Raw genomic sequence first — 13869 nt, forward strand, 5'->3', positions numbered from 1 at the left:
AAAAACGCTACCGCGGATTTGTGGTTGAAGAACCTAGAGAGACAACGCGCGGACGCGCATTTCAAGGAGATCGACCATGAAGCTACTCGGAAAACTGTTGTGGACCGGCGCACTGTCGGCGATGGTGGCACTGAGCGCATCGGCGCTCGCCGATACGAAGCCGACGCTGAAGATCGGCTACGTCGAAGGCTGGGACGATAGCGTCGCGACGTCGAACGTCGCCGCGCGGATCATCGAGAAGAAGCTCGGCTACCCGGTCCAGCTGGTGCCGGTCGCGGCCGGCGTGATGTGGCAGGGCGTCGCGCGCGGCGACCTCGACGGCACGCTGTCCGCGTGGCTGCCGGTCACGCAGGGCGCGTACTGGGATCAGTTCAAGACCAAGGTCGTCAATCTCGGCACGAACTTCCCCGACGCGAAGATCGGCCTGATCGTGCCGGCCTACGTGAAGGCGAAGAGCATCGACGACCTCAACGCGGAGAAGGGCGATTTCGGCGGCCGCATCGTCGGCATCGATGCCGGCGCGGGCGTGATGCGCAAGACCGACGACGCGATCAAGAGCTACGGGCTGAACTACACGCTGATGCCGAGCTCGGGCAGCGCGATGACGGCCGAACTCGCCCGCTCGATCCATGCGAACAAGGCGGTGGTCATCACCGGCTGGGCGCCGCACTGGATGTTCGCGAAGTGGAAGCTGCGCTTCCTCGAGGATCCGAAGAAGGTGTACGGCGAAGCCGAGCACGTCGACAGCGTCGTGAATCCGGCGCTCGAAACGAAGGCGAAGCCGGTGGTCGCGTTCCTGAAGAAGTTCCAGTGGAAGCCGGGCGAAATCGACAGCGTGATGCTGTCGATCCAGAACGGTTCGAAGCCGGAAGCGGCTGCCGATGCATGGATCGCGGCGCATGCGGACCGCGTGAATGCATGGACGGAGGGTGCGCAGTAAGCACGCGGCGATTCGTCACACGAAATAACCAAAGAGACAGTCCGGGAATGGCTTGCAGGAATCCGAAATAATCGCGATGCACTGCGGCCATATCCCGGAATTTTTTTGCCGATTCTGCAAAAAAGTGCGTATGTTGTTACACTAGCGCGCTTGTGCAGAGTCATCACAGGAGGATTTGGATGAGTCAGGCAGGACTGCGTGCGAACCGCACCAGTGATGTTGAGGCAACCATCTCACATGATTCGACGGGCCACACGCTGCATCGTGGCCTGACTTGGAAGGACGCATTCTGGGTGACGAGCGGCGTGCCGGCAGGCGTGCTGTTCACGATCGGCGGCGTATGTGCGACGATCGGCCAGCCCGCGTGGGCGATCTGGATCGCCGCGATCACGATGGGGCTGATTCAAAGCGCGACTTATGCGGAAATATCGGGGCTATTTCCTCATAAATCGGGCGGCGCGTCGGTGTACGGCGCGATCGGCTGGGTTCGCTACAGCAAGCTGATTGCCCCGGTTTCCGTGTGGTGCAACTGGCTCGCATGGTCGCCGATGCTTGCGCTCGGCTGCGGCCTCGCGGCGAGCTATGCGCTCACGAGTCTCTTTCCCGCCGATGCGGCGGTGCTGCACTGGCAGCTCAAGGTTGCGGATCTTGGTTTCATCAAGCCGGGTCTGTCGCTGCGGATCAACGCGACGTTCATCATCGCGACGATCCTGCTTCTCATCACGTTCAAGCTTCAGCACAGCGGTGCGTCCAAGGCTGCGCGCACGCAGCGCATTCTCGGCATCGCGTCGCTCACGCCGCTGCTGATCGTCGGCATCGTGCCGTTCGTCACCGGCGACGTGCCGATGTCGAACCTGCTTCCGCTGCTGCCGCTCGGTCACGACGCGCACGGCAACCTCACGGCCGCGACGTTCGGCGCGTGGAACGGGCAGGGCGTGACGATGGCGCTGGGTGCGATGTTCATGGCCGGCTGGGCGTCGTACGGCTTCGAGACGGCCGTCTGCTACACGCGCGAATTCCGCGATCCGCGCCGCGACACCGCGAAAGCGATCTTCTGGTCGGGCGCGCTGTGCCTGGTCGTGATGACGCTCGTGCCGATGGCGTTCCAGGGCGCGCTCGGCACGCAGGCGATGCTCGATCCGGCGATCGGCGACGGCACCGGCGTGGCGGCCGCGATGGCGAAGATCGTCGGCGGCGGCGCGTGGGTCGCGAATGCGGTCGTCGTGATGCTGATGCTGTCGATCCTGCTGATCGTGATGACGTCGATGATGGGCTCGTCGCGCACGCTGTACCAGGCATCGGTCGACGGCTGGCTGCCGAAGTACCTGTCGCACGTGAACGAGCACGGCTCGCCGACGCGCGCGATGTGGACCGATCTCGGCTTCAACCTCGTGTTGCTGATGATGTCGGACTACATGACGGTGCTGTCGATCTCGAACGTCTGCTACATGTTGTTCGTGTTCCTGAATTTGCAGTCGGGATGGATCCACCGGATGGATCGCGGCAGCTGGGATCGTCCGTTCCGCTGTCCGACGTGGCTGCTGGTCGCCGGCTCGCTGTGCGGATACGCGAACCTCGTCTATGTCGGCGCCGGCGCGAACCTGCAGGGCGACGGTACGCTGCGCAACGGCCTGATCGCGATGCTGCTGATCGTGCCGGTGTTCCTCTATCGTCACTACTGGCAGGATCGCGGCCGCTTCCCCGCGCAGATGCAGCGCGACATGGAACTGGAGGTGCCGAAGCGCAGCATGTGGCTCAATCTCGCGCCGTATGCGGCGCTCGTCGGCGCGGCGCTGACGATCGGGTTGTCGTATTACTTTGCGTGGGTGAAGTAGGCGCTTTACGCGTGCGCGATTCGCGCGCCGGTCCCGGAAACCGCACACGGGGCTGTCGCGCGATCGCGGTGCGCGAGGTAGGCGCGCTGGCCTGAACCGTTCTTCTCTGCGGCCGCGTTCTGCGGCATTCTCTTTTTCACCCTTCCCCCTCTGTCCCTCCTCCCGCCTTTTGCCGGTCGAGACTGGTCGATGTGCCGGCTGCTTCGTAAGAATGTAAAGGAAGCGCCGGCGCAATGCGGCGTCGGGCCGACGGCCGCGTCGGCCGGTTTGCGGGCAAGGTCATCCGCTTCGGCTACACTTCCACTCCGCAACGATTTCCCCTAAAGTTAGCGTGCCTCGGGCCTACGGCCCGCCGGGCAGAACCTGAGACGGAAAGGAAGAACAATGAGTTTTGCTCCGAATGGCGGCCTGCCGGGCGGTCTCGGCGGCAGCCCCTTGGGCTCGTTGAGTGCGCTCGGCGGCCTGGCCGGCCCTGTCGCATCCACGATCGCGGGCAATGTCGGGCCGCTGGCCGGCGTGGCCGGCCACATCGACACCGTGCAGCGCGCGCTGCAACTCGCGCAAACGGGCTTTTCCCTGATGCAGAAGACGCCAGGCGCGATCGCCGACGCATTGAACGATGCGGCTGGCGGCGTCGCGCGCCTGACCCAGCTCAACCGCTATGTGACGATCGATACGCCGCTTGGGCCCGACGTGCTGCTAGTCAGCGCGGCGATCGTCGACGAGTACGTGAACCGGCTGCCGGAGATCCACCTGGATCTGCTGTCGCACCGGAACAACCTGACGCCCGAGCATCTGATCGGTCAACCGGTCCGGATCAAGTTCGACCAGGAGTCGACGCTGCTGTCGCTCGCGCGCGCGACTGCTTCAGGCGACGGAGACACGACGCGCCACTTCGACGGATATGTGTCGTCGTTCGATCGGCTCGGCAATCCCGGCAAGGTCACGCAGTACCAGATGACCGTCGTGCCGTGGTTCTGGTTCCTGACGCGCTCGACCGACTGCCGGATCTTCCAGAACAAGACCGCGCAGGACATCCTGCGCGAGATTTTCCAGGAGCACGGCTTTCCGGATTTCGCGTTCGACATTCGCAGCACGCAGAAGCCGCTCGAGTACGTGGTGATGTACCAGGAGTCGTACTTCAATTTCTGCGCCCGCCTGATGGAGCAGGAAGGGCTGGTCTGGACGCATCGCTACGAGAAGGACAAGCATATCCTCGTCATTGCGGACAGCAACCTCGTATTCCGTCCGATCGACGGCCTCGCGACGGTGCCGTTCTCCCATACCGAATCGAGCGAGCTCAACGGCATCGACCGGCTCGACGAGGGGCGGCGTTTCGGCGTCGGCAAGATCACCTACCAGGATTTCAATCATCATCAGCCATCGTCGCCGCTGATGCTGGTGGAGGCCGGTTCGCAGAATCTCGATCATGCGCGGCTCGCGTCCACCGAACGGTTCGAGCACCAGTCGCTCTACGATCACGGCGACGACGGCAATCGCTACGCACGCTATGCGATGGAGGCGGAGGAGGCCATCGCGCATCGCTTCCTCGGCAGCGGCTACGCGTGGCAGATGACCACCGCGGGCCAGGTCAAGGTCGTCGATCATCCGGTGCAGTCGAACAACCAGGATTACGCGATCCTGCATGTGCGCCACGAGGCGGTGAACGACTATACGCAGAACGCCGCGCAACTGCCGTACCGCAACAGCTTCGTGCTGCTGCCGATGAAGATTCCGTTCAGGGCGCCGCGCATGACGCCGAAACCGGTGATTCACGGCACGCAGTCCGCAATCGTCGTCGGTCCGAAGGGCGAGGAGATTCATACCAACGGCAGCTGTGTCAAGGTGCACTTCCTGTGGGATCGGCGCGGCAAGCGCGATGGTTCGGATTCCATGTGGATTCGCGTGTCGCAGCCGTGGGCGGGCGACGGCTGGGGCGCAGCCGCGATTCCGCGGATCGGGCAGGAAGTGATCGTCGCGTTCAATCAGGGCGATCCGGACAATCCGGTGATCGTCGGCCGCATGTTCAACGGCGAGCAGGGCAATCCGTACCATGGTGCGGCCGGGCAGACCATGGGGATCAAGAGCCAGACGCACAAGGGCGAAGGCTCGAACGAACTGTTGATGAGCGACGTCGCCGGTGCGCAGATGCTGTACATGCACGCGCAGAAGGACATGAACGTCATCGTCGAGGATGCGCAGCTCACCGCGGTGCTCAAGGGCGACCGGACCGTTCAGGTCGCGAAGGGCAACCAGGCGACGACGGTGTCGGTCGGCAATCTGTCGGACGTGGTGTCGCAAGGCAATACGCTGCAGCAGACGCCGCTCGGCGTTCACACGATCGAGGCGAAGGAACTGTGGATCAAGATCGGCGGCGCAGGCGGGACGCGGATCCACATGACGGCCGACGGGATCGACATATACAAGGGCGCGTCGGTGATCCACCTCGACGACGCGAACATCAGCATCCAGGCGTCGCGCACCGACATCAATCCCAAGAACGGCTGATCTTCAACAGGACAACAACACATGTACCAGATGCATGAGGGCACGCTGGCGCTGCCGGTCGAGTGGCAGGACAAGACGATGAACGTGTTCGTGTCGGCGGCGACCGGCACCGAGGGCGTGAGCCTGGTGATTACGCGCGAGCGGCTGCCATGGGGAATGAAGTTCGCCGAATACGTGGCGAACGAGACGCGCAAGGTCGCGAAGAAGGTGCCCGACTACGCGGAAGTATCGAGCGCGGGCACGACCGTGTCGGGCCGCGATGCGCACGTCCACGAGTTCACGTGGACCAATAATGGCGCGTCGATTCATCAGCAATTGACGATGGTCGAATACGGGCAGGTCGTGATGATGCTGACCTTCACGGCGCCGGGCGCGTTGAGCGATACGCAGCGCGAGCAGGTCAACGCGGTGATCCAGAGCCTGCAACTGCGCGTGCCGGACTGACGGGGCGGGCCATGTCGGATACGCTTGTTTACGACGAGCCGGGCGGACGCGCCGCCGAGCGTATGGAGCGCCTCCGCCATCTCGAGGATGGCGAGGCGGCCAAGGCCGCCGAGCAGCCGTTCTACGAGAACGTCAACCATGTGATGCTTGGCGGCGATATCGGCTGGGCGACTGCCAGCGTCCTCGACGCGGGGATCACCGCGGGCGCATCGGGATCGGCGATTGCCGGCGCGCTGGCGGTCGAGCTCGCACCGGTTGCGGTCGCGATCGGCGGCGCGTGGGCGCTGGACAAGCTCGGCGTCACCGACGCGATGTCGCGCGGCTTCGTGTGGGTGGGCGACGAGCTCGGTCTGACGATCGGCCACGGCGATCCGCATCCCGCTTGCGTCGGCGATGCGGTCGCGCACTCGATGGGCGCGTGGGGCCTTTTCGGCGGCATGCTGGTCGGCGTCGCGGTCGGTGCGATCGTGGCGGCGGCGGTGGTCGCAACGGTCGCGACCGGCGGGCTGGCGGGCGCGTTGATCGTCGGCGCGTGCATGGCGGGCGGCCTCAGCCTCGGCAGCGCGCTGGCCTCCGCGAGTCAGCAGATGGGCAGCGACTGCGGACAGATCGTGACCGGCTCGCACGACGTGTACTTCGAGGGGCGGCAGGTTGCGCGCGTCACCGATCTCGTCAAGTGCGACCAGCACTCGGACGTGCCACAACCTCTCGTCGAAGGCAGCCGGACCGTATTCGTGAACGACCTGCCGCTCGTGCGGATCGGCCATGAAACGCACTGCAGCGCGAAGGTCAACGCAGGGCGCAAGAGCATCTGGATCGACAAGACGACCGCCCAGTACGGTCCGAAAAATCCCGAGCTGACCGCCGCCGAGGAGTTCTGGGCGAGCCTGCTGGGCGCGTTCGCGGGCGGGGCGGTCGGGCGGACCATCGGCAAGGGATTCAAGCCGAAATCGACCGAATCGGCCGAGCAGCGCGGCATCAAGGACGAGCAGAGCAAGTGTGTGGACGACCCGGTCGACGTCGTGACTGGCGAAGTGCTGGAGGTGCGCGTCGATCTGGCGATTCCCGGGGTGCTGCCGCTCGAACTCAGGCGGCGCTACCGGACCCGCTCGGACGATCGCGGAATGCTGGGCCGCCGCTGGTCGGACAACTGGTCGCAGCACCTGACCGTCGAGGCCGGCCGGCTGGTGTATTTCCACGACGGCGCAGGCCTGGTGACCGGCTTCGATGCGCCGCCGGGACTGCCGCTCGACGGCATCAACCTGCGCGAACCGCGCTATCGGCTGGTCGGCAGCCGGCTCGAGCCGCGCATCCTCGATCGCGACACGCGGCAACTGCGGATTTTCTCGCCGCTGGTCGAAGGCCAATCGTCCCGCCTCGAGCGGATCGAGGATCTCGACGGCAATGCCATCGTCTTCTCCTACGACGCGGCCGGGCGCGTGAGCGACCTGGCCCACAGCGACGGCTACCGGCTGGAAGTCGTGTATCACGGCCGGGATGTCCAGCCCGGGCGGATCGTGCTTCACGATCCGGACGATGGCGTTCGCACGCTCGTCGACTACGGTTACCAGGACGGCATGCTTGCCCGCGTGGCGAGCTTTCAGTTCGGCCGGTTCCATTACGCGTACGACGAGCACGGCTGGATGACCCAGTGGCGCGATACCGACCAGACCGACGTGCGCTATCGGTACGACACGGCCGGGCGCGTCGTCGAGACCGGCACCCGGCAGGGCTACCACACGGGGCGGTTCGTCTACGAGACCGGCCGCACGCGCGTGATCGACGCCGACGGCGAGTGGATCTACGACTACAACGGCGAAGGTCTCGTGACGGCCGAAACCGATCCGCTCGGCCATTGCACGCGCTCCGAATGGGAGCTCGGCCGCCTGATGGCGCGGATCGATCCGCTCGGGCGCCGGACCGACTACCGCTACGACGATGTCGGCCAGCTGGTTTCGATTACCGAAAGTTCGGGCCGGAGGATCGACCTCGAATACGAAGAGCAGCGCTTGACGTCGGTCGGTTTGCCGAACGGCGGCCGGATCCGGCTCGAATACGATCACGCGCAGCGGGTGATTGCGCGAACCGAGCCGGATGGCGCGAGGACGACGTATCGCTACGGTTCCCGCGGCGAACTGCTGCGCGTGGTTCATGGCGATCGCGAGACGCGGCTGGACTACGACCGGCGACTGCGGCTGACGGACATCGCATTGCCCGGCGGTGCGCGCCTGAGGCGCAGGACTGACGTGCTCGGCCGGGTGCTGGAGGAAACCTCGCCCGACGGGCATACGAGGCGCTTCGACTATACCGACGGCCCGGACAATCCACGCGGCCGGCTGCGGACGGTCACGCGCGCGGACGGCTCGGTGTCGCGGGCGCAATACAACAGCGAGGGCCTGCTGGTCGGCCTGACCGATCCGCTCGGGCACACGGTCCGGCGTGCCTATGGCCCGTTCGATTTGCTGTTGGCGTCGATCGATGCGGCCGGCCAGGAAACGCGGTTCGAGTACGATCACGCGACGCGGCTGACGAAGGTCGTCAACGCGCTGGGCGAGGTCTATACGTATCGCTACGACGCGGCCGGGCGTCTCGCTGACGAAATCGACTGGGGCGGCCGCGTGACCGCGTACCAGCGCGACGCCGCCGGCCGCCTGCTCGCCAGGACGCTGCCCGACGGTGGCCAGTGGCGCTATGCGTACGATGCGCAGGACCGGCTGATCGAGGTAGACGCCGGTGACGTGAAGCTCGTCTATCGCTACGACCGATCGGGCCGGCTGGCGTCCGCGGAGGTGCACGGCGACGACGGGCACGCGCATGTGACGCGCTTCGCTTACGACCGAAACGGGCGTCTGATCGGCGAGGATCAGCATGGCGAATTGCTGCGGCACGTCTACGACGCCGACGGGCTGCGTCGTCTGCGGATGACGCCGCACCGCGAGACGGCCTACGCGTACGACGCCTTGGGCGCGCTGACGCAGGTCGGCAGGTTGACGATCCATCGCGACGGTCTCGGGCGCGAGACGGGCCGGCAGGCGGGCGAATTCGCCACGCACCGGCAATACGATGCGCTCGGTCGCATCCGCCGGCAGATCGCCGGCCCGGCGGCGGCGATCGAGGTCCTGCAGGCCGACCCCGCACGTGCGCTGGAGCAGCTGACGCGGCAGGTCTATCACTACGACGCGGCCGGGCAACTGGAGCGCGTCGACACCGACGCCGATACGCTCACCTACCGACGTGACGTGCGCGGCCAGGTCGTGCAGGCGGACAGTCTGCTGCAGCCGGCCGAGCACTACCGCTACGACGCGGCGATGAACGTCGCCGCGCACGGGCGGCAGGCGCCGGTCGACGTTCACCACTACGGCCGAGGCGGCCTGCCGGAACGGATCGGTCATGCGCGCTATCGATACGACGCGCGCGGCCGCACGATCGAAAAGACGGTCGAGCAGCCCGGGTTCCGGCCGAAGACGTGGCAATACACGTGGGACGGTCTCAACCGGCTCGTCAAGGTCGTGACGCCCGAGCGCGGTGTCTGGCTGTATCGCTACGACGCATTCAACCGCCGGGTCGGGAAGCAGCAGGTCGGCAGCGGCGAAACCGTCCGGTTTCTGTGGGATGGCTCGACCGTGGCGGAGCGCTGGGTCGAACAACGGGACGGCACGACCGGACAGGTGGTGACCTGGCATATCGAGCCGGGCAGTTTCTCGCCGCTCGCGCAGGAGACGGACGACGGGGTGTATCCGGTTTTGACCGATCAGGTGGGCTTGCCGACCGCGGTATTCGACGAACGCGGCCAGTCCGTCTGGAAGGCGTCGTACGCGTTGTGGGGAAAACTGCTGCCGGCCAGGCGGGCCGCGAACGATGCACGCGGCGCGTCGATCGATACGGCGCTGCGCTTTCCCGGCCAGTGGGCCGATGACGAGAGCGGGCTGCATTACAACCTGAACCGGTACTACGATCCGGATTCGGGGCAGTATCTGTCCATCGACCCGATAGGACTGGCTGGCGGCATCCGCACTCACGGCTACGTCGCCAATCCCACCCAGTGGATCGACCCGCTCGGCCTTGCCGGATGCGAGTTCCGCGAATTCCTGAAGGACAAGTGGGGCAGCAAGGACGTCGCGGACGCGCTGGAGGCGAAACGCGGCAATCCGGTACTCGACAAATTGCTGACCGACAACGAGTACCTTGCGATACGCGGCTATACGTCCAACCTGTATGAGGAAATCAACCCGGCGCTGCGCGCCGGTAATCCGGGCGAATGGGGGCGGTTGACCACGGAGGCGTCGAACGGGCTGACCAAGCTCGCGGACAACGGCTACGCGCATGTGGGCGACGTCGTGCGAAACCTGCGCCTTACCAATGAACAGGTCGAACAGTTGTTCCCGGTCGGCGGCGTTTTCCAGGACAAGGCATTCCTGTCGACGACTTCCGACCTGGATGGCGTATTCCCGGGCAAGGTGACGATGAACATCTCGTCACGCAGCGGCGTATCGGTCAGCTCGCTTTCCGAATATCCTCGGGAAGCGGAGGTATTGTTCAAGCCTGATACCCCGTTCAAGGTTCTCGACCGTACGCACGATGCCGCGAACGGGTCCTGGAATATCACATTGGAAGAGCTGTGATGAGTGACAAGAGTGCAGCGCTGTCGGCAGAGCAGCGTGCGGCCGTCGAGCGCGCGGCCGCACGTGCGGCGCGACGTAGCCAGTATCCCGAGGATATGGGTTTTCAGCCCTATTCCGGGCGATTTACCAACGCGGACGTGACGCTGAAGACGCCGTGGCTGAGCGAGTATTTCAAGTTCAGGAACCGGCATCCGCACGCCGATCGCGATACGCTGCGGGCCGTTCAGCAGCAGCTCGGCGCCGATTGCTCGGACATCGTCGACCGGTTCCGCGGCGCAATGCTGGGACTGGCAATTGGCGATGCGCTGGGCACCACGCTCGAGTTTTCGCCGCGGGACAGCGCCACGGTTACCGATATCGTCGGCGGCGGCCCCTTTCACCTGAGGCCCGGCGACTGGACCGACGATACGAGCATGGCGTGCTGTCTCGCGTACAGTCTTCTGCATTCGCATCGATTCGATCCCGACCATGTGATGCTGGCCTTTTCCTACTGGTATCGATTCGGTGCATACAGCCCGACTGGAGAGTGCTTCGATATCGGCGGCACCACGCGGGCCGCGCTCGATCGTTTCCTGAAAACGGGAAATGCGTTCGCCGGAGATACCGATCCGCATTCGGCGGGGAATGGATCGCTGATGCGGCTGGCTCCGGTCGTGCTGTTCTATGCGCACGATTTCGACAAGGCCGTGCATTTCGCGGCCGAAAGCTCGAGGCTCACACATGGCGCGAAGGAGGCCGTCGATGCCTGCCGTTTTTTTGCCGCGCTGCTGTGGGGCGCGTTCGCCGGGTTTTCAAAAGAAGACATGCTCGGCGACCGATTCTCGCCGCTGCCTGGGTATTGGGATGAAAATCCGCTCGCGCCGGCGGTCGAGCGAATCGCACGCGGCTCGTACAAGAAAAAATCCCGCAGCGAGATATCGTCGTCGGGCTACGTGATCGATACGCTCGAAGCGGCATTGTGGGCGTTCTATCACCATGACGACTTCGAGTCGGGAATGCTCGCGGCGGTCAATCTCGCGGGGGACGCCGATACCATCGGCGCCGTGTTTGGGCAGGTGGCCGGCGCGAGCTACGGGGAGACGCGGATTCCCGTCAGGTGGATCGTCAATACGCACGCGGCGCACGGGTTTTATCACTTTGCCGAGGATTTGCTCGCCGCATCGCGAGCCGATCGATCCGCGGATTGAAAGCGCGCGAACCGCGTTGAGCGGCAGCCACGCGCTGCAGCGCTGAGTCGGGAAACCGCGCGGATGGAATGGCGGATGCGCGCGTGATCGAGATCGATCCGGAGATTTCCAGGCCGGATTTTTTGAGTTCTTGTCCGGCCTGGACGCAGCACGCACGACCCGCGCATCGTGCGCGTCCGCGCCGGCCGTGACCGCAACGACGACCGCGCGCGCCTTACGAAAACACCACCGTCCGATCCCCGTTCAAAAACACCCTTCGCTCGATAAACGCCTTCACCGCGCGCGCGAGCGTGATGCACTCGACATCGCGCCCGACCGCCAGCAACTGCTCCGGACGCAACGCGTGATCGACGCGCTCGACGACCTGCTCGATGATCGGGCCTTCGTCGAGATCGTCGGTGACGAAGTGCGCGGTCGCGCCGATCAGCTTCACGCCGCGCGCATGTGCCTGGTGATACGGCTTCGCGCCCTTGAAACCCGGCAGGAACGAATGATGGATGTTGATCGCGCGGTTCGCGAGCTTCGCGCTCGTTTCCTGCGACAGCACCTGCATGTAGCGCGCGAGGATCACGAGTTCGGCGCCGCTCGTCTCGAAGAAGTCGAGCCACTGCGCTTCCTGTTGCGCCTTGGTCTCGGGCGTGATCGGGAAATGCCGGAACGGCAGCCCGTGTTGCGCGGCGAGCGGCTCGAAGTCGGGATGGTTCGACACGATGCCGACGATGTCCATCTTCAGCTCGCCCATCCGCCAGCGGAACAGCAGATCCGCGAGGCAGTGCTCGAGCTTCGACACCATGATCAGCACCTTCGGCCGCGCGTTGACGTCGTGTATCGCCCATTGAATGTCGCCGCCTGGCCCGGCGAGGCTCGCCGCGATCGGCGCGAACTCGTGGCGCAGCGCGTCGATCTGCAGCGTTTCATCCGTCGGATGAAATACGCAGCGCACGAAGAAGCGGTTGCTGAGATCGTCGTCGAACACGTTCAGCGCATCGACATAGCAGCGATGGCGGTCGAGAAAGCCGACGACGGCGGCGACCTGACCGGCCGCGCTCGGGCACGACAGCGTCAGGACGAATTGATCGGGGCGTGGGTCGGCGCTCATGAGACTCCTCGGATGTCAGGGGGCGCGAAGCCGCGCGGCGGCGGCCGGAAACGGCGCGCCGCATGGCTTGCGGGAGGCTCAAGTAAATCAGGACGATTTGGCAGCGGATAGAACCAACCCGCCGTGTGGCTGGTATCGGCGCGCCAGCGCGCCGGAAACGGCCGGCCGCGCTACGCGCCCGCGCACGCGTCGAGCAGCCAGCGGCGGAACACGTGCGTGGCGTCCGGCTCGGGCCGCTGCGGCGGCCGCACCAGGAAATAGCCGCGCGACGTGACGACGGGCGCGTCGACGAGCTTCACGAGCTGCCCGGTGGCGACGAGTTCGTCGACGAGCGGCGCCCAGCCGAGCGCGACGCCTTCGCCGAGCAGCGCCGCATGGATCACCAGCGCGTAGCTGTTGAAGGTCACGCCGCGCGCGGCGGCCGGCGCATCGAGGCCGTGCGCGTCGAACCAGCCGGCCCACGACAGCCAGCGCTCGGGGCGCGTCGGCTGCACGTGCAGCAGCGGCAGGGCGAGCAGGTCGTCGGCGCGCGCGACGTGCGGATGCGCGTCGCGGAACGCCGGCGAGCATACCGGCGTGACGGCTTCCGGAAACAGCCGTGCTGCGGTGCACGACGGCCAGTGGCCGTCGCCGAACAGGATCGCGATGTCCGCATGGTCGCGCTGCGCGTCGTAATCCTGCGACGTGACCACGCGCACGTCGACGCCCGGCATTACATGCTTCAGCCCCGCCAGACGCGGCATCAGCCAGTAGGTCGCGAAGCCGAAATCGGTGACGATCGTCAGCGATCCGTGCTGGCGCCGCGCCCGCAGCGTCGCGGTGGCGCCGCGCAGCGTGTCGAGGCTCAGCCGCACGGCTTCGTACAGGCATTCGCCGTCGTGCGTCAGCGTGACGCCGCGCGGGCTGCGCTCGAACAGCGGCACGCCCAGCTCCGCTTCGAGCTGGAACACCTGCTGGCTGACGGCCGGCTGCGTCGAGCCGAGCTCGCGCGCGGCGGCCGTGAAGCTCGCGAGCCGCGCAGCCGACTCGAACGCGCGCAGCGCCTGCATCGACGGTAACGCTTCGGATTTCGACATAAGTCTCTCTAATGGCCCCATAAGGGCCGGACGCCTTCCCGCGCGAATTCGGGCGGGCGATAGTGCATCGGACGGCGCCAAGCTGCGCCGCGCAAGGCTTTCCGCGATTCTAGCCAGTCGCGGCACGGTCGCGCGGCACTTTCTTCGCGTGGCGTCCG

General features: G+C 65.6%; 8 protein-coding genes. 6 read left to right on the plus strand and 2 right to left on the minus strand.

Going from position 1 to position 13869, the window contains the following annotated elements; all coding sequences use genetic code 11:
- Positions 1-76: 76 nt before the first annotated feature.
- The 6 genes from WS57_RS02650 to WS57_RS02675 all read left to right on the plus strand — a co-directional run bounded on the left by WS57_RS02650 (position 77) and on the right by WS57_RS02675 (position 11536).
- Entirely contained in the window at positions 77-940 is an 864-nt protein-coding gene (locus WS57_RS02650; protein WP_009695759.1) for a glycine betaine ABC transporter substrate-binding protein, read from the plus strand.
- Positions 941-1119: 179 nt separating this feature from the next.
- Positions 1120-2775 carry an APC family permease gene (locus tag WS57_RS02655; protein WP_009695760.1) on the plus strand — a complete coding sequence of 552 codons (1656 nt, stop codon included), beginning with the start codon at positions 1120-1122 and terminating at the stop codon, positions 2773-2775.
- A gap of 384 nt (positions 2776-3159) precedes the next feature.
- Positions 3160-5283: a type VI secretion system Vgr family protein gene (locus tag WS57_RS02660; protein WP_009695761.1), complete on the plus strand. Its 2124-nt coding sequence runs from the start codon at positions 3160-3162 to the stop codon at positions 5281-5283.
- 21 nt (positions 5284-5304) lie between these two features.
- Complete coding sequence (locus WS57_RS02665) at positions 5305-5727, plus strand: DcrB-related protein (protein ID WP_009695762.1); 423 nt, start codon at positions 5305-5307, stop codon at positions 5725-5727.
- A gap of 11 nt (positions 5728-5738) precedes the next feature.
- Positions 5739-10349, plus strand: a complete 4611-nt coding sequence (locus WS57_RS02670; RefSeq protein WP_059515223.1) for an RHS repeat-associated core domain-containing protein — start codon at positions 5739-5741, stop codon at positions 10347-10349.
- The gene (locus tag WS57_RS02675) at positions 10349-11536 is read left to right on the plus strand and encodes an ADP-ribosylglycohydrolase family protein (RefSeq protein WP_069243710.1); all 1188 of its coding nucleotides are present in this window, start codon (positions 10349-10351) and stop codon (positions 11534-11536) included. The genes WS57_RS02670 and WS57_RS02675 overlap by 1 nt, the downstream gene beginning before the upstream one ends.
- A gap of 214 nt (positions 11537-11750) precedes the next feature.
- Here the strand turns inward: WS57_RS02675 and purU are convergent, their stop codons facing one another.
- Complete coding sequence (gene purU, locus WS57_RS02680) at positions 11751-12635, minus strand: formyltetrahydrofolate deformylase (protein ID WP_059515227.1); 885 nt, start codon at positions 12633-12635, stop codon at positions 11751-11753.
- Positions 12636-12805: 170 nt separating this feature from the next.
- On the minus strand, positions 12806-13732 hold the full coding sequence (locus WS57_RS02685; protein ID WP_194794580.1) for a choline sulfate utilization transcriptional regulator: 927 nt from the start codon (positions 13730-13732) through the stop codon (positions 12806-12808).
- Between the last annotated feature and the right edge of the window lie 137 nt (positions 13733-13869).

It is taken from the genome of Burkholderia pseudomultivorans, assembly GCF_001718415.1.
GTDB lineage: Bacteria > Pseudomonadota > Gammaproteobacteria > Burkholderiales > Burkholderiaceae > Burkholderia > Burkholderia pseudomultivorans_A.

What these genes read in the sequence shown, in the direction of transcription:
- WS57_RS02650 (WP_009695759.1), top strand. Translation starts at nt 77, where the DNA reads ATGAAGCTACTCGGAAAACTGTTGTGGACCGGCGCACTGTCGGCGATG.
- WS57_RS02655 (WP_009695760.1), top strand. Translation starts at nt 1,120, where the DNA reads ATGAGTCAGGCAGGACTGCGTGCGAACCGCACCAGTGATGTTGAGGCA.
- purU (WP_059515227.1), bottom strand. Translation starts at nt 12,635, where the DNA reads ATGAGCGCCGACCCACGCCCCGATCAATTCGTCCTGACGCTGTCGTGC.
- WS57_RS02675 (WP_069243710.1), top strand. Translation starts at nt 10,349, where the DNA reads ATGAGTGACAAGAGTGCAGCGCTGTCGGCAGAGCAGCGTGCGGCCGTC.
- WS57_RS02660 (WP_009695761.1), top strand. Translation starts at nt 3,160, where the DNA reads ATGAGTTTTGCTCCGAATGGCGGCCTGCCGGGCGGTCTCGGCGGCAGC.
- WS57_RS02685 (WP_194794580.1), bottom strand. Translation starts at nt 13,732, where the DNA reads ATGGGGCCATTAGAGAGACTTATGTCGAAATCCGAAGCGTTACCGTCG.
- WS57_RS02670 (WP_059515223.1), top strand. Translation starts at nt 5,739, where the DNA reads ATGTCGGATACGCTTGTTTACGACGAGCCGGGCGGACGCGCCGCCGAG.
- WS57_RS02665 (WP_009695762.1), top strand. Translation starts at nt 5,305, where the DNA reads ATGTACCAGATGCATGAGGGCACGCTGGCGCTGCCGGTCGAGTGGCAG.